We start from the raw sequence: 14,952 nt of genomic DNA on the forward strand, positions 1-14,952 counted from the left end.
TCTCTCCCCCCACCGGAGGTTGAAGTGTCCGGCAGCCCTGCCAGTTCGACGTATCGCCGCGGCCGCGCCGCGATCGCATCCGCGCTCGCCTTCACGGCGGCGGCCGTCGGCCTGTGGACCGGTCTCGGCGGCTCCTCGTCCGCCGCGGCCGGTGTGCCGACCCCGGACCACGTGGTCGTCGTGGTCTTCGAGAACCACGCCTACAGCCAGGTCATCGGCTCCTCCAGCGCCCCGTACATCAACTCGCTGAAGACCGGCGGCGCGAGCCTGAGCCAGTCGTACGGGGAGACCCACCCGAGCCAGCCCAACTACTTCGCGCTGTTCTCCGGCTCCACCCAGGGCATCACGGACGACAGCTGCTACACCCCGGGCTTCTCCTCGGCCGCCAACCTCGCCTCGGAGCTGATCGCCGCCGGCAGGACCTGGGCCAGCTACAACGAGACCCTGCCCAGCCAGGGCTCCACGACGTGCAGCAGCGGCAACTACGCGCGCAAGCACAATCCGTGGTTCGGCTTCAGCAACGTACCGACGTCGTCCGCCAAGACCTTCGCGCAGTTCCCGGCCGACTACTCCACCCTCCCGGACGTGTCCTTCGTCGTCCCCAACCTGTGCAGCGACATGCACGACTGCTCGGTGTCGACCGGTGACACCTGGCTGAAGAACAACCTCGGCGCGTATGCCACCTGGGCCAAGACCCACAACAGCCTCCTCGTCGTCACCTTCGACGAGGACAACCGCCTGTCCGGCAACCGCATCCCGACGGTCCTGTACGGCCAGCCGGTGACGGCCGGGTCGACCAGCTCGACCACGTACAACCACTACGACCTGCTGCGCACCCTGGAGGACTCGCAGGGCCTGACGTCCCACGCGGGCAACGCGGCCTCCGCCGACGACATCACGGGGATCTGGGCCTCCTGACATGTACGTAGCGGACAGCCGCGCGAGCACACCAGATGCGCCGGCGTCCGTGGAAGATACCGCCCGGCGGGTTGCCGCCGGGCGGTACCGCACCGCGGTCGCCCCCACGGTCCTCGCGCTCGGCACGGTCAGCCTGATCACCGACGTGTCGTCGGAGATGGTGACGGCGGTGCTCCCCCTGTACCTGGTGGCGGGCCTCGGCCTGTCCCCGCTGGGCTTCGGGCTGCTGGACGGCATCTACAACGGCTTCTCGGCGCTCGTACGCCTGGCCGGCGGCCACCTCGCCGACCGCGGCGGCGGCCGCCACAAGTGGGTGGCGGGGCTGGGCTACGGCATCTCGGCGCTCTGCAAGCCGCTGTTGCTGCTGGCCCATTCGCTCACTCCCATCGGTCTGGTCCTGGCCGCCGACCGCACCGGCAAGGGCCTGCGCACGGCCCCGCGCGACGCGCTGATCTCGCTGTCGTCCACGCCTCGGACGCGTGGCCGGGCCTTCGGCGTGCACCGTGCGATGGACACGGCGGGCGCGCTGCTCGGCCCGCTGGTGGCGTTCTGGATCCTGCGGGCGACCGTGGACGGCTACGACGCGGTGTTCACGGTGAGCTTCTGCGTGGCGGTGGTCGGGGTGCTGGTCCTGGTGCTGTTCGTGCCGGGTTCGTCCTCGGCACCGGCGATCGAGCAGGCCGTACGCCCCACCCTGCGCGCCGCCCTCGGCCTCCTCCGCCGCCGGGACCTGCGCCGCATCACGATCTGCGCCCTCCTCCTCGGCCTCGCGACGGTCAGCGACTCCTTCGTCTACCTCCTCCTCCAGCGCCGCCTCGGCGTCCCCGACCGCTGGTTCGCGCTGCTTCCGCTGGGCACGGCGGCGGCGTTCCTGCTGCTGGCGGTGGTGCTGGGGCGGCTCGCCGACCGGGTGGGCCGGTGGCGGGTGTTCCTGGCGGGCCACGGCTCGCTGCTGCTGGCTTACGTCCTCCTCCTCACCTCCTGGCACGGGGCGGCGCTGCCGTACGCGGTCCTCGCCCTGCACGGCGGTTTCTACGCGGCCACGGACGGTGTGCTGATGGCGGCGGCCTCGGAGTGCGTGCCGGAGGAGCTGCGCTCGTCGGGACTGGCCGTCGTGCAGACCGGGCAGGCCCTGACCCGTTTCGCCTGCTCGCTCCTCTTCGGCGCGGCATGGACCCTGTGGGGCGACCGTACGGCGCTGCTGGCGTCGACGGCGGCGCTGGCGCTGTGCGCGGCCGTGTCGCTGGCCTTCCTGCGCCCCACCGCTTCGGCGAACGCGGAGGCCGCCGCATGACCGTACGCAACCGCATCCTGATCCTGCTTGCGGCCGTGACCGCACTCGCGACGGTCTCGGACACGTACCGGGCGGCCGTACTCGACGCGCACCTTCATGTGAAGGCCCGCTACGACGTACCCGGCATCCCGTCCCGCGCCCGCGTCTCCCCGACCGGCCACTTCGCCGCCTGGACGGCGTTCGTCGGCGGCGACTCCTACGCGGGCACGAACTTCTCGACGCGGGCGGCGATCGTGGACGTACGGACCGGGAAGCTGACCCCGTCCCTGGAGACGTACCGCATCATCAAGGACGGCCACGCCTACCGCGCGGCGGACGTGAACTTCTGGGGCGTGACCTTCGCGTCGGACGACCGCACGTTCTACGCGACGCTGGCGACGAGAGGGAAGACGTACCTGGTCCGCGGCGACCTGCGCACACGGACCGTAACCACACTCCACACGAACGTCGAGTGCCCGTCCCTCTCCCCCGACGGCACCCGCATCGCCTACAAGAAACGCGTGCAGGGCCTCCCGAAGGACGCCCCTTGGCACCTGTACGTCCTCGACCTGCGGACAATGCGCGAAACCTCGCTCGCCGAGCCCCGAAGCGTCGACGACCAGGCGGTCTGGCGCGACGACCACACCCTGGTCTACGCCCTGCCGGGGGATTACGGGGCGGACCTGTACACGGTGCCGGCGGACGGCACGGGCGCGCCGCGGCGGATCAGCACCGCGGCCGTATCCCCCGCGTACATCGGCATGCCATGATCTGACCAATGTCAGCCGGGGGGTTCATTGATCAGAGACCCGTGGGGAATTGCCACCCTTGTCTTCTTGGCGACCGTGGTCCTATCGGCGATCGGCCTGGCATGGAAGACGAAACCAAGATTCCGAGTCAAAACGGCAGGATCGGAAACCGAACCGGACCCGTTCTCCGACGCCGTGTTCGTCGACGATGAATTAAAGGGCTGGCTGAAGGTGCACTACGCTCGAACCCACCCCGTCCTCTCGGTGTGGCAACGCAGGGCGTGGATCTACGGCTGGATGCACTATTACGCGGTCACCTGGACCACACTGATATCACTTTCGCTCCCCTTCCTCATTCCCTACAGCTCCCACGGCTTCTACCAACGAGTCTTCACCCAGGTGGTTTCGGCGTTCGGTGCAACGGTGTACGGGATGCACGAGGCATTCAAGATCCGCGATAATTACGTCAGGTTCAGAATGCACGAGTCCAACGTCTACACCCTGATCCGCCGTATCAAGGATGCGCCGGGGACATTCGGCGACTCGAACGAAGAAATATTCGGACGCTATGCACGCGAGGTGGAAGCGGTCCGCGAACAGGCACGCGCCGACGAGCTGGGAAACGTAGCAAAGATCACCAAGATGGACCGTGGTTGAGATGCCGAAATCCATCACCGCATTCATCAGCTACCCGCGCGCGCTCGAGCACGTGGCAGCCGAAGTGGCCAGCCAATTGCGCACCAATGGGTACAGCGTCTGGATCGACGTGAACAATTTCGACAAGGCAGCCGACGCACGCTCACAGCTCAAGAAGGCGATCGAAGGCTGCGACTACTTCCTGTCGATAACCCCACCCGTCGGCGAGCAGTCGTACTGGGTCAGGTTCGAGAACGCAATCGCAGCACAGACCTGTACGGTTCTGGCGGACTCCTATTTTTTTCGAGGCAACCGGCTCGAGGTGTGGCGAAAAGAGGACGTCGGGGCGGAGCATCCCGACGCCGTCATCCTCAATTCGCTGAAGCAGATCGAGGCGACGAGCGCACGATCCCTGTGACACAGGTAGGGCCGACGGTTCTCAACCGTCGGCCCTACATGCCGTTACGAGAAAGCGCGCCGGCTCTCGCCTACAGCACCGGCAGATTCTTCCGCAGCTCGAACGCCGTGACCTCCGAGCGGTACTCCTCCCACTCCTGCCGCTTGTTGCGCAGGAAGTGACATGCGTCCGGAGCGACCTCGTGCGATCGCCGTTGGCGCAGCGCTGACCTGCAGCCGAACCCCGTCAGTGGTCGTTGTTGGTCGCTGTGGGCCCCCTGACGGCCCACAGGCGGCCCGAGGGCGGCCCCGTTACACGGTGCCGGCAGGTTACAGACCTCGCGCACGATGCGTTCTGACCAGCATGTGTGTGCATGGAAGCTACCGCCTTGCCCCACGCGCACCCCGCAAAGCCCTGACTGCGGCGATTTGATCGACGGTGCCGGCATCCTTTGAGGCGGCCCGGACAGGGATACGGCCAAGGCCCGGAGGAGTAGTTAACGAGCGGTCCTGCACACCGTCATGGCCGCCGCTGACTTACAACGGCTAACAAAATGGGCGCTGGGGCCTGTGCTTACAGGTATCCCGGATCACCGTCGGTTTTGAACCTTGTCAGGGAGCGCTCCAGCAGCTCCAGAAACTGTCGTAGGTCATCGGCCACCTTGTCGAGCTCCGGTTCGTCCAGCGACGCCGTCCGCGTCCGGTAGACGGTCCCATCGGGCCCCGCGACATAGATCAGGCCGCCGCCGTTCGAGCCGATGACCAGGCCATGGGCCTTGCGGTCCGTGCCGACGTCGACAACGCCGTACTCCTGGAGCCGCAGCAGGACGTCACCGGCCGGATCGAGGAAGTAGCCGTTGCCGACGTCCGCCCAGGTGACATCGCCGATGCTTTCGTAGAAGGTGACCAGGTCAGCTGGTGTAGGGGTGACTTGGGCGAGCGTGCGAGCCGCGGCTTGATCGTCGTGGTCGGCCAGCCGGACCTGGTTGGTCCCAGGCGGGAAGCCGTGCCGATACTCGAACTCGCCTGTCATTGCCGTGAGAGTCCCGGAGACTCTGTCTGTCCACGAGGCCAGCCAGGCAGGTGTAAGCGATCGGTCACTCATGAGGCCGGATCATGGCATGAGCCATGGACATCCATGGGGTGCCCAGCGCTTCCGGTGTCAGCACAATGCCCTGAGTTGCCGATGGGTGATGAGACAGCAGGCGAGTTTGAGGAACGCTTCGTGGATGTCGGCTCGCCGTTCCCAGCGGATGCGCAGGCGTCGGAAGCCGTGCAGCCAGGCAAAACTCCTCTCCACAACCCAGCGGTAGGTGCCCAGTCCGGTGCCGTGCAGGGTGCCGCGGCGGGCGATCGCGGCCACGATGCCGCGGGCGCGGACCTGGTCGCGGTAGATGTCGTGGTCGTAGCCGCGGTCGGCGAACAGCGAGTCCGGCTTCCGGCGAGGATGACCAACCCGGCCGCGGACCGGCGGGATCGCGTCGAGCAGGGGCAGGAGCTGGGTGACGTCGTTGCGGTTGCCGCCCGTCAGCAGGACCGCGAGCGGGGTGCCGCGCCCGTCGGTGATCAAGTGATGCTTGGAGCCGGCCCGGCCCCGGTCGACCGGCGACGGGCCCGTGTGCTGCCCCCTTTTAGCGCCCTGACGTGGGAAGAGTCGACCACACAGCGGGACCAGTCCAGACGTGCGGCCGCGTTCAGTTCTGCCAGCAGGACCTCGTGCAGCCGCTGCCAGACGCCGGCCTCGTTCCAGTCCCGCAGGCGCCGCCAGCAGGTCATGCCCGAGCCGAAGCCCAGCTCCTTCGGGAGGTACTCCCACTGGATCCCGGTGTGCAACACGTACAGGATCCCGCACAGCACCTCCCGGTCGGGCAACGGCTTGCGGCCCGGGTACCGGAAGCGCCGCTCGCGCTGCGGCAGCAGCTGCTCCAGGCGATCCCACAGCTCATCCGACACGATCCACGGCGAAGTCCCCACACCGCACCGAACGCTCAACTCCCGCCCCGGACACGGCAACCAGGGGCGATCCACCTCATTCTGTTAGCCGCTGTTAGATGAGCATTGGTTTGGGAGCTGACTCTACGAGGCTGGACGCGTGACTCCCATTGGCCCAAACTGAACCAGGTGGCCGTGACGGGACCTATGGACGACGCCCTCGACGAGCAGCAAGCTCTGCGGCGGCTCCTCGAAAGCACGCAAGCGGTGCTCCTGGACTTCGACGGTCCCGTCACTGATCTCTTCAAAGACATCTCCACCGAACCCATCGCCGACGAGATCAAGGGCGTCGTGCGCAGGCTCTGGGGTGCCCTGGACCAGGACGTCGACGACTCCAAGGACTCGCACGGCATCCTGCAACGCCTCAGGGACATGTACGACCGCCCCAGCCCAGCACCTCGTGGTCGCGAGGCACTCAAGCTGGCGGAGGACATCGTGACGCGCCACGAATCCGCGGCAGTTGAGACGGCCGCGCCGACACCGCACGTCACCAGGCTGGTGACGGCACTTCGCCAACTGCCGAGGCGCCTTGCGATCGTGGGCAACAACGCCGCGGCCCCGGTCCGGCGGTTCCTCGAACTCCAGGGCCTTCAGAAGGAGTTCGAAGCCGTGTTGGGGCGCGACCCCAACGAACTTCGCCACATGAAGCCCGACCCCGACTGTCTGAACCGTGCCGTCGAACACCTGGGCCTGGCACCTTCCGAGTGCCTCTTCATCGGAGACCAGCTCACCGATCTACAGGCGTCCCTCGCGGCGGGAACCCGATTCCTCGGATACGACCCGACGACGAAGCGCGCACCGGAGATGCGGCGGCTCGGTGCCGTCTGGGTCGTGCAGTCGCACGAGCCTCTCATCACCACCACCGAGGTGCTTCTGCACCCCAACCGACGCTCTGTGGCAGGCTAGTTGAACGAGCCATCATGGTGGCCACGAACGGGGGCGAGAGTGCTTTCACACAGCCCAGACAACGGCAGCCCGTCCAGGCTCGAGCGCATACGACATTCGCTGAGCGTACGGAAACCGCGCATCGCCAAGTGGCTGCTGGCCTTCGTCGCGGCCCTCGGGTTTGCCGCCGAAATCATCGAGCCGCTCGGAAACGCACTCAAAGTACTAGGGTTTCTCGGCGCCTCCTTCGCGGCATTCATCGCACTCATCCTCTTCGACGCCATCGGCGATTCCGGGCCGAAGGAGATATCGGATGTCTACGTCCTGACGGATCTGGATGATCTGAATGCCGCGACGAGGGACGCATTCCAGGCGCGACATGTGCGCATCGATTTCTCTGGGTTCAGCATGGAAACACTGCTCGAACTACTCAAGCCACACCTCAACAGGCTCGCCTCGCGAACCGAGCTCACGCAAGAATTGACGCTGAACCTCATCGTGACTCACCTCAATTTGCCACAGAGCCGGTCGGGCAATCTTGAACTTGCCCCGGAAAGCGCTGGACACGCTGCCAGAACAGAGTATTTCAGGGATTCGCCCGAGAATCGTGATCGAATTCGTGAAGAGTTTACGATTCCCAACTGGGGTCGCCTCAAGCGACTTCTCGACGATATATACGAAAAAAACCCGCACATCGCCATATCTTGCGAGGTGCGAGAGTCTCCACAGGTGCCCGAAAGAAAGCTTTACATCCTCAACCAGGAGAAGGTTTTCTCCGTGCCGTATGGCATGAGTAAAAATCACGTAACCTGGCACGGAAATTCCGTCCAGATCCTCGACACCGAGGGCGTTGGGCGCACATACGGAAATACCGGCATTATCCGCTGGGACAGGCGCTCGACTTCCCGTTCGACGCACGAGATCGTCGAGCATCACATAGCGTGGCACCAGAATCTGTGGGAGAAGCTGGAATACATCAAGCCCGAAAACCCCATTTTCGATGACCCGCGATGGGTGGTGCCGCGGCGGCCACGTGGCATGTGTTAGCCGGATGATGTTGCGACGGCACTGCTTAACGCGCCGGATGTGGAGTTAATCCTGGCACCACGCTGATTTTAATGGCTCCAGGAGAAGGTGAAATTGCAGGGCGAGGAAGGACAGCTGCCCCGCTCAATTCCGTCTGAGCAACAGGTCGACGCGTTGACTCGACAGCCTGCTGGCGCCACGCGATCAGATCATTTAGAGGGTGTCTCACGTGGCAAGTTTCGCGAGCGCTTCTTGTAGCGACGGCCAGGCCGAGGAAGGCGAGGAAGTGCGAGCCCTTTCGTTCGTATCGGACGGTGAGGCGGCGGTAGCCGAAGAGCCAGGCGCGAAGTCATCGATCATGCGGCATGAGCCTGCCATGGGCTGCTCATGGTCTGAAGATCCCGTACGTGGTCCGCAACGACCGGCAGAGCCGAGACCTGGCCATGGCCGCCGCCCTGACCTGCTACAAGAAGCTCGCGAAACTTGCCACGTGAGAAAACCTCTTAGGCCTGCCCGTCTCGTTTCGCCGAATTTCCTGAGGCTAGACCAGGCTTGCTACGGAGACCATTTTTCTTCCCGCCGGAGGGAGGAATCGGTTCACCCTGCCGTTCATTAGAGCGCACACTCACATGCAGGATCTGCTCAATAATCCGCTGCCTCATCTCCGGCATACTGTCACCTGCCAATCGCTCTGCCGCAAGGAAGTATCCATTTTTTACCGGCTGATCGAAGTATCGATTCAGTTGCGACAGAGTGTCCCGATAAATAGCGAGATACGTCTTGCTCAAGTAGCCAGTCATTGCACCACTGACTGCACCCATGGTTGCGGCGAATGCCTTGATTTCCGCGGCGTTGTATCTGAGACCTACGTAGAGGCACGCTGCCAGCATTGCGACACCTGACCACATCGCAAACTGAGCTGACCGATAAGATTGCTTCGCCTGCTTTGTGACAATATCATGATATCCCTCAATCTGGCGCTGGTTCAGGTCCATCAGAATTTTAAGGGAGTCAGGTTCCAGTAGATTCTGATAAGCCTCCTTCTCCTCTGATCGCCTCTCACGACGCGCCAGCGCCTCCTGCTTCTCTCCAAAATCGACTAGATATTGAACAATCAGTGCCGACGAGCCGATGGTAACTGACGCAATAAGCGCCATATTGTCGGTGGAATCCTGATTGAAGAGCTGAGTAACGAGAAAGGCCCCACCAGCCGCAAGGGCCGTAGTTAGAATCCTTAAGAAGAAACGCGGTATCGCCACGCGCTCCCGCTCTTGCGTTTCCTGTGCACCATCCATCAGAGCCCCCTTCCCGATAAGCAAGGTGTGGATTATAGCGACCGGTATCCCGGAGCGGGGAGGTCTTTGACGTCCCAGAAAAAATCGATCACTTGTTCTACATCTGATGCCTTGATACGGGATTGGCTTACAAGGTGCTGGAGGCTGGGTATACACAGCCCGCTCCGCTGGTACGCACCATGTCAGAACGGAGAGTGCTCCGCGGATGGGACCGAAGACGACCTACCTCTACGAGACGCTTCGCGCACGGCTCACCGCTGGCGAGTAGGCCCCCGGCGACAAGTTCCCTCGGAACGCTCGCTGGTCGAAGGACTTGGCATCGGCCGGACGGCGCTCCGGCAAGTTCTTGCCCGACTCGTGACAGAGGGCGCGTTGGAGGTTCGCGGCAGGAGTTCGTACCGGGTTCAGGGCCAGGCGACCGTGAAGGCACCCGAGGGGCTTAAGCCGTGGCGCGTTTGCCTCGACTGGGCCGTCCTCGCTCTTCCTCCCTCCTATCCGCCGGCATCGCGCTAAGGCTGTGTCTTGTCGCGACAAGACACAGCCTTAGCGCAGGGGAGACCGTGCCAGGCGACAAGCACTAGCGGAGGGACGGCGGTAGCCCGCGGGCTCCATCGAGGTGTGCACCGGTAAAGTCGGCGTTTGTCAGCTTGGCCCCAGTAAGGTCCGCGCCGCGGAGGTTCGCGTCCGCCAAAATCGCATTGGTAAGGTTCGAATCGATCAAGGAAGCATTGGACAGATCAGCGCCTGCCATATCCGCACCATGAAGGTTAACTTCGTCAAGAATCGCACTGTTCAGGAGCGCAAAATTCAAAGAGGCGCTGGAAAGGTTCGATCCCCTGAAATATGCAGCCTCGAAGTTGGCTTCTCCTCGTCCGGCGTCCAGTCCCCTCAGATTCGTTCGGTTCAGATCCACATTGTGAGCGTATCCGCCGCCCAGTACAGGAAGGTCAGCCAGAACATCCATCGCCGCCGCAATATCGGCGGGCGGTGATTTATCTTCCGACGTATTTTGCGTCTTCTCAGCTTCCGACGCTGACAGAGGCGCGTGAAGGCATACGTATGCGCTAAGGATCAACGGGATTGTCTCGGCGTCACGCTCGGAGTCCTCCATAATGCGCTCAAGAGCGTAGATTCCACCTAAACGCACATCAGTGGATGGCGATCCCAAGTTGGTGACAGCAGCGTTGAACCGGTTAGTGATCTGCCCCTGCTCACTGACTTGAAGTTCCTTGGCGGCTTGTCCCACCTGCATCCACGTGAACAGTAGTGCACCTAGAGCCGCGAGTCCTGGCAGGCTGGCCGCGATCGGAGTGACCCACTGCGTCCGGTCCCGAGCCTGAGACCTCGACGCCGTCGACCATCCATGATGGCGACGCCGACGGACGCTGCGGCGAAGTCCGGCGATACTCGGTTTCTCGGACACCTTCCCATCACATCTCGCAGGCCAAGCGTCAGCAACTCTTATTACTGCAGCGAGACCGCCACCAAGGTCGTCATGCAATCCAGCGAAACGCCCTAGATCACTTGCGGCGCTGGGCCTAATCCAGCGGCAGACGGCCCAGACTCAGTGAGACGCCACGGGGCCAACGGTCCGCGACCGTCAGCCCCAGTGGTCCAATGGGCGGGAAACCCGCCCCCACCTGCGCCTACAGCACCGGCAGATTCTTCCGCAGCTCGAACGCCGTGACCTCCGAGCGGTACTCCTCCCACTCCTGCCGCTTGTTGCGGAGGAAGAAGTCGAAGACGTGCTCGCCGAGCGTCTCGGCGACCAGGTCGCTGCGCTCCATCAGGGTGAGCGCCTCGCCGAGGTTCTGCGGGAGGGGCTCGATGCCCATCGCGCGGCGCTCGGCGTCCGACAGGGCCCAGACGTCGTCCTCTGCGCCCGGCGGGAGCTCGTAGCCCTCCTCGATACCCTTGAGGCCGGCGGCCAGCAGGACGGCGTAGGCCAGGTACGGGTTCGCTCCGGAGTCGAGGGAGCGGACCTCCACGCGCGCGGAGCCGGTCTTGCCGGGCTTGTACATCGGGACGCGGACCAGGGCGCTGCGGTTGTTGTGGCCCCAGCAGATGTACGAGGGGGCCTCGCCGCCGGCGCCGGCCGTGCGCTCCGAGCCGCCCCAGATGCGCTTGTAGGAGTTCACCCACTGGTTGGTGACGGCCGCGATCTCGGCCGCGTGCTTGAGCAGGCCCGCGATGAAGGAGCGGCCGACCTTGGAGAGCTGGTACTCCGAGCCGGACTCGTAGAAGGCGTTCCGGTCGCCCTCGAAGAGGGACAGGTGCGTGTGCATGCCGCTGCCCGGGTGCTCCGAGAACGGCTTCGGCATGAACGTCGCCTGGACGCCCTGTTCCAGCGCCACCTGCTTCATGACCAGGCGGAACGTCATGATGTTGTCCGCCGTGGACAGCGCGTCGGCGTAGCGCAGGTCGATCTCCTGCTGGCCGGGGGCGCCCTCGTGGTGGGAGAACTCGACCGAGATGCCCATCGACTCCAGCATGGTGATCGCCTGGCGGCGGAAGTCCATGCCGATGTTCTGCGGGGTGTGGTCGAAGTAGCCGGAGTTGTCGGCCGGGGTCGGGCGCGTGCCGTCGAGCGGGCGGTCCTTCAGCAGGAAGAACTCGATCTCCGGGTGCGTGTAGAACGTGAAGCCCAGGTCGGAGCCGCGGGTCAGGGCGCGCTTGAGGACGTAGCGCGGGTCGGCGAAGGACGGTGAGCCGTCCGGCATGAGGATGTCGCAGAACATCCGCGCCGTACCGGGGGCCTCCGCCCGCCAGGGCAGGATCTGGAACGTCGACGGGTCCGGCTTGGCGATCATGTCGGACTCGTATACGCGGGCGAAGCCCTCGATCGCGGAGCCGTCGAAGCCGATGCCCTCGTCGAAGGCCTGTTCCAGCTCGGCCGGGGCCACGGCGACGGACTTGAGGAAGCCCAGCACGTCCGTGAACCACAGGCGTACGAACCGGATGTCGCGCTCCTCCAGGGTCCGGAGCACGAACTCCTGCTGCTTGTCCATCTAGCTTCCCCATCCTTGCTGGTCAGGCCGCCTGTCTCCGTGTCCCGCAGGAGGCGGTCGGGCACCTGAGCATCACACCACAACAGCATTTCATGCGCGTTGCGCACCTTGATCGTCGTAGCGACCTCGGACCGAACGCCTCATGTACGCCGCGTGTACGGCTCTGCCGCCCATATTGCCTGCTCGGACCGACATCCGTAATGCCCGGCCCCGCAAGACCGTGCCGCCCGGCCCCACAGGACCGTGAGCGACGCCACTCCACTTTAATTTGCATCTCAGATGCAAGTTTAAATAGCGTGCCGATCAGCCGAGCCACGAGGAGCCCCGATGCTGTCCGAGCCGTCCGCCGCCACCGTCCGCGCCACCCTCCCCGCCGTCGGAGCCGCCCTCGGCGAGATCACCGAGCGCTTCTACGCCGGACTCTTCGCCGCCCGCCCCGAGCTGCTGCGCGACCTCTTCAACCGCGGCAACCAGGCCGCCGGCACCCAGCGCCAGGCCCTGGCCGGCTCGATCGCCGCGTTCGCCACGCACCTGCTGGAGCACCCGGACCGGCGCCCGGACGCGATGCTGACCCGCATCGCCCACAAGCACGCCTCCCTGGGCGTCACGCCCGAGCAGTACGCGCTCGTCCACGAGCACCTCTTCGCCGCCATCGCCGACGTCCTCGGCGAGGCCGTCACGCCCGAGGTCGCGGCCGCCTGGGACGAGGTCTACTGGCTGATGGCGAACGCCCTCGTCGCCATCGAGAAGCGGCTGTACGAGGAGGCGGGCGAGCCCGGCCGGCGGCGCTGGGAGGTCGTCGAGCGGGTCACGGAGACCGCCGACGTCGTCTCCTTCCGGCTGCGGCCGGTCGACGGCGGGGCGGTCCCGGACTTCCGGGCCGGACAGTACGTCTCGGTGCGCGTCGAACTGCCGGACGGCGCCCGGCAGATACGGCAGTACAGCCTCTCCGGGGCGCCCGGCACGGACATACGGCAGATCAGCGTGAAGCGGGTCGCCGGGGACACCGCGTCACCCGACGGCGAGGTCTCCGATCACCTCCACGCGCGCGTGCGCGAGGGCAGCGTCCTCGAACTGTCCGCCCCCTACGGCGATCTCGTCCTGGACGCCGACGACGACACCCCTCTTCTGCTCGCCTCCGCCGGCATCGGCGTGACCCCGATGGTCGCCATGCTGGCGCACCTCACGGACACCGGTCGCCGCGCCCCGGTCACCGTCGTGCACGCCGACCGCTCCCCCGCCGACCACGCCCTGCGCACCGACCAGGAGGCGTACGCGGGCAAGCTCGCGGACACCGCCGTACACCTCTGGTACGAGCGGGACGTCCCGGCCGGGGCCCACGCGGGCCTCGTCGACCTCGCGCGCGTGCCCGTCGCGTCCGGCACGCGCGCGTACCTGTGCGGTCCGCTCCCCTTCATGCGGGCGGTACGCACCCAGCTGATCGCGAAGGGCGTGGCCCCGGCCGACATCCACTACGAGGTGTTCGGGCCGGACCTGTGGCTGGCGCAGGGCTAGGAGGAAGCCCGGCCGATCTGCAGGAGCAGGGGGCCGGTGGGGTCGGCGACCATGTCGCCCACCGTCAGCGGGTCCAGTGAGGCGAAGAAGGCCTCCTGGGCCCGGCGCAGGGCGCCGCGCAGACGGCAGGCGGAGTTCAGGGGGCAGGGGGTGGCGCCCTCGCAGTCGACCACGTCGCCGTCACCCTCGAAGGTGCGCACGACGGCGCCCACGGACGCCGTACGCCCCTTGTCGGTGAGCGAGAGGCCGCCGCCGCGGCCGCGGCGGGCGTCGACCAGGCCCAGGTGCTGGAGTTCGGCGACGACCTTCGCCGCGTGGGTGTAGGGCACGTCCATGTCCGCCGCGACCGCGCGGGTCGTCGGGCTGGTCCCCTCGGCCACGGCGAGCCGCATGAGGACCCTCAGGGCCAGGTCGGTGGAGCGCAGCAGACGCATACCGGCAGCGTAGATAATGCGCATCTGCGCTTCAAATTATGGGTTGGCCGAGCCCGCCCTTCGAAAGCGCATACGTCCCCCATTACGATCAGCGGGCCCGACCCACCCGCACCACCCACCCCCCTTTCCCCAGAAGGACAATCCATGGGTTCCGCCAAGTCGAAGAGCAGCAACAACGCGGCACGCAAGGCGCGAATAGAAGAGATGCGGCGCGCCGAGCAGGCCCGGGAGCGTCGCAACCGGATCCTGACGATCGCCGCGAGCGTGGTCGTCGTCGCCGGTCTGGTCGTGGGCGGTGTCTTCGTCGTGAAGTCGCAGAGCGACAAGAAGGACGACACGGCGAGCGGCGCCAAGGGTTCCTCCGGGGACTCCGGCCACTTCACCACCGGCAAGGACGGCGTGCGGACCTGGACGGGCAAGCTGTCCCGCAACCACGTCGAGACGACCGTGAGCTACCCGATGCACCCCCCGGTCGGCGGCAACCACAACCCGGTGTGGCTCAACTGCAACGGCAACGTTTACACCAAGGCCGTGAAGGACGAGAACGCCGTGCACGCGCTGGAGCACGGCGCGGTCTGGGTGACGTACACCGACAAGGCGAAGAAGGCGGACGTCGACGCGCTGGCGGCGAAGGTGAAGCAGACGCCGTACACGCTGATGAGCCCGTACGCGAACCAGACCTCCCCGATCGAACTGTCGGCGTGGGGGCACCAGTTGGGCGTGAAGAGCGCCGACGACCCGAAGGTCGCCAAGTTCTTCGAGACGTATGTGGAGGGCAAGCAGACCCCGGAGCCGGGTGCCTCGTGCACCGGCGGGACGATGTGA

The 14,952-nt window shown here is 65.6% G+C and carries 14 protein-coding genes and 4 pseudogenes; 11 read left to right on the forward strand and 7 right to left on the reverse strand.

The features are described 5' to 3' along the window. Window positions 1-24 precede the first annotated feature (24 nt). From ACFY1L_RS26900 to ACFY1L_RS26920, 5 genes and pseudogenes are all read left to right on the forward strand, one after another. A complete protein-coding gene (locus tag ACFY1L_RS26900) occupies window positions 25-918 on the forward strand; it encodes an alkaline phosphatase family protein (protein ID WP_388829374.1) in 894 nt (297 codons plus the stop codon). Between the two features lies 1 nt (window position 919). Further along, window positions 920-2,212, forward strand: a complete 1,293-nt coding sequence (locus ACFY1L_RS26905; RefSeq protein ID WP_388829377.1) for an MFS transporter — start codon at window positions 920-922, stop codon at window positions 2,210-2,212. 53 nt (window positions 2,213-2,265) lie between these two features. Continuing rightward, window positions 2,266-2,961, forward strand: a pseudogene (locus tag ACFY1L_RS26910) (TolB family protein); the annotation flags it as partial. A 66-nt stretch (window positions 2,962-3,027) separates the two neighbouring features. Beyond that, the gene (locus tag ACFY1L_RS26915; protein WP_388829380.1) at window positions 3,028-3,597 is read left to right on the forward strand and encodes a hypothetical protein; all 570 of its coding nucleotides are present in this window, start codon (window positions 3,028-3,030) and stop codon (window positions 3,595-3,597) included. A 1-nt stretch (window position 3,598) separates the two neighbouring features. Further along, the gene (locus tag ACFY1L_RS26920; RefSeq protein ID WP_388829383.1) at window positions 3,599-3,994 is read left to right on the forward strand and encodes a toll/interleukin-1 receptor domain-containing protein; all 396 of its coding nucleotides are present in this window, start codon (window positions 3,599-3,601) and stop codon (window positions 3,992-3,994) included. 70 nt (window positions 3,995-4,064) lie between these two features. On the opposite strand, the pseudogene ACFY1L_RS26925 reads toward ACFY1L_RS26920, so the two are convergent. From ACFY1L_RS26925 to ACFY1L_RS26935, 3 genes and pseudogenes are all read right to left on the reverse strand, one after another. Then, window positions 4,065-4,151: pseudogene (locus ACFY1L_RS26925) on the reverse strand (glutamine synthetase); the annotation flags it as partial. 395 nt (window positions 4,152-4,546) lie between these two features. Then, window positions 4,547-5,005, reverse strand: coding sequence for an SMI1/KNR4 family protein (locus ACFY1L_RS26930; RefSeq protein WP_388829386.1), 459 nt, complete (start codon window positions 5,003-5,005; stop codon window positions 4,547-4,549). Between the two features lie 129 nt (window positions 5,006-5,134). Further along, window positions 5,135-6,000: pseudogene (locus ACFY1L_RS26935) on the reverse strand (IS5 family transposase). 93 nt (window positions 6,001-6,093) lie between these two features. On the opposite strand from ACFY1L_RS26935, the gene ACFY1L_RS26940 reads away from it, so the two are divergent. The 3 genes from ACFY1L_RS26940 (at window position 6,094) to ACFY1L_RS26950 (ending at window position 8,369) form a co-directional block, all read left to right on the forward strand. Next, window positions 6,094-6,870, forward strand: coding sequence for an HAD family hydrolase (locus tag ACFY1L_RS26940; protein ID WP_388829389.1), 777 nt, complete (start codon window positions 6,094-6,096; stop codon window positions 6,868-6,870). Between the two features lie 39 nt (window positions 6,871-6,909). Next, entirely contained in the window at window positions 6,910-7,896 is a 987-nt protein-coding gene (locus ACFY1L_RS26945; RefSeq protein ID WP_388829392.1) for a hypothetical protein, read from the forward strand. A 344-nt stretch (window positions 7,897-8,240) separates the two neighbouring features. After that, window positions 8,241-8,369: a hypothetical protein gene (locus ACFY1L_RS26950; RefSeq protein ID WP_388829395.1), complete on the forward strand. Its 129-nt coding sequence runs from the start codon at window positions 8,241-8,243 to the stop codon at window positions 8,367-8,369. 9 nt (window positions 8,370-8,378) lie between these two features. Here the strand turns inward: ACFY1L_RS26950 and ACFY1L_RS26955 are convergent, their stop codons facing one another. Beyond that, complete coding sequence (locus ACFY1L_RS26955) at window positions 8,379-9,170, reverse strand: hypothetical protein (protein ID WP_388829398.1); 792 nt, start codon at window positions 9,168-9,170, stop codon at window positions 8,379-8,381. Window positions 9,171-9,375: 205 nt separating this feature from the next. Here ACFY1L_RS26955 and ACFY1L_RS26960 point away from each other — a divergent pair. Beyond that, window positions 9,376-9,626: pseudogene (locus ACFY1L_RS26960) on the forward strand (GntR family transcriptional regulator); the annotation flags it as partial. Between the two features lie 121 nt (window positions 9,627-9,747). Here the strand turns inward: ACFY1L_RS26960 and ACFY1L_RS26965 are convergent. Together ACFY1L_RS26965 and ACFY1L_RS26970 are read right to left on the reverse strand one after the other, a co-directional pair. Then, window positions 9,748-10,422, reverse strand: a complete 675-nt coding sequence (locus ACFY1L_RS26965; RefSeq protein WP_388829401.1) for a pentapeptide repeat-containing protein — start codon at window positions 10,420-10,422, stop codon at window positions 9,748-9,750. A 394-nt stretch (window positions 10,423-10,816) separates the two neighbouring features. Further along, entirely contained in the window at window positions 10,817-12,178 is a 1,362-nt protein-coding gene (locus tag ACFY1L_RS26970; RefSeq protein ID WP_388829404.1) for a glutamine synthetase family protein, read from the reverse strand. 327 nt (window positions 12,179-12,505) lie between these two features. Between ACFY1L_RS26970 and ACFY1L_RS26975 the strand changes: the two genes are divergently transcribed. Beyond that, complete coding sequence (locus ACFY1L_RS26975; RefSeq protein WP_388829407.1) at window positions 12,506-13,693, forward strand: globin domain-containing protein; 1,188 nt, start codon at window positions 12,506-12,508, stop codon at window positions 13,691-13,693. On the opposite strand, the gene ACFY1L_RS26980 is transcribed toward ACFY1L_RS26975, so the two are convergent. After that, window positions 13,690-14,127, reverse strand: coding sequence for an Rrf2 family transcriptional regulator (locus ACFY1L_RS26980; protein ID WP_388829410.1), 438 nt, complete (start codon window positions 14,125-14,127; stop codon window positions 13,690-13,692). The two genes, ACFY1L_RS26975 and ACFY1L_RS26980, sit on opposite strands and share 4 nt — an antisense overlap. 144 nt (window positions 14,128-14,271) lie before the next feature. Here ACFY1L_RS26980 and ACFY1L_RS26985 point away from each other — a divergent pair, with 144 nt between their 5' ends. After that, window positions 14,272-14,952, forward strand: a complete 681-nt coding sequence (locus ACFY1L_RS26985; protein WP_388829413.1) for a DUF3105 domain-containing protein — start codon at window positions 14,272-14,274, stop codon at window positions 14,950-14,952.

Origin of the sequence: Streptomyces sp. NPDC001663 (assembly GCF_042893105.1) — a bacterium.
In the GTDB taxonomy this organism is placed as follows: Bacteria; Actinomycetota; Actinomycetes; order Streptomycetales; family Streptomycetaceae; genus Streptomyces.

Coding starts and splice junctions, on each gene's coding strand:
- ACFY1L_RS26905 (WP_388829377.1), top strand. CDS start 920: ATGTACGTAGCGGACAGCCGCGCGAGCACACCAGATGCGCCGGCGTCC.
- ACFY1L_RS26920 (WP_388829383.1), top strand. CDS start 3,599: ATGCCGAAATCCATCACCGCATTCATCAGCTACCCGCGCGCGCTCGAG.
- ACFY1L_RS26930 (WP_388829386.1), bottom strand. CDS start 5,005: ATGACAGGCGAGTTCGAGTATCGGCACGGCTTCCCGCCTGGGACCAAC.
- ACFY1L_RS26950 (WP_388829395.1), top strand. CDS start 8,241: ATGAGCCTGCCATGGGCTGCTCATGGTCTGAAGATCCCGTACGTGGTC.
- ACFY1L_RS26955 (WP_388829398.1), bottom strand. CDS start 9,170: ATGGATGGTGCACAGGAAACGCAAGAGCGGGAGCGCGTGGCGATACCG.
- ACFY1L_RS26965 (WP_388829401.1), bottom strand. CDS start 10,422: ATGCAGGTGGGACAAGCCGCCAAGGAACTTCAAGTCAGTGAGCAGGGG.
- ACFY1L_RS26970 (WP_388829404.1), bottom strand. CDS start 12,178: ATGGACAAGCAGCAGGAGTTCGTGCTCCGGACCCTGGAGGAGCGCGAC.
- ACFY1L_RS26975 (WP_388829407.1), top strand. CDS start 12,506: ATGCTGTCCGAGCCGTCCGCCGCCACCGTCCGCGCCACCCTCCCCGCC.
- ACFY1L_RS26980 (WP_388829410.1), bottom strand. CDS start 14,127: ATGCGTCTGCTGCGCTCCACCGACCTGGCCCTGAGGGTCCTCATGCGG.
- ACFY1L_RS26985 (WP_388829413.1), top strand. CDS start 14,272: ATGGGTTCCGCCAAGTCGAAGAGCAGCAACAACGCGGCACGCAAGGCG.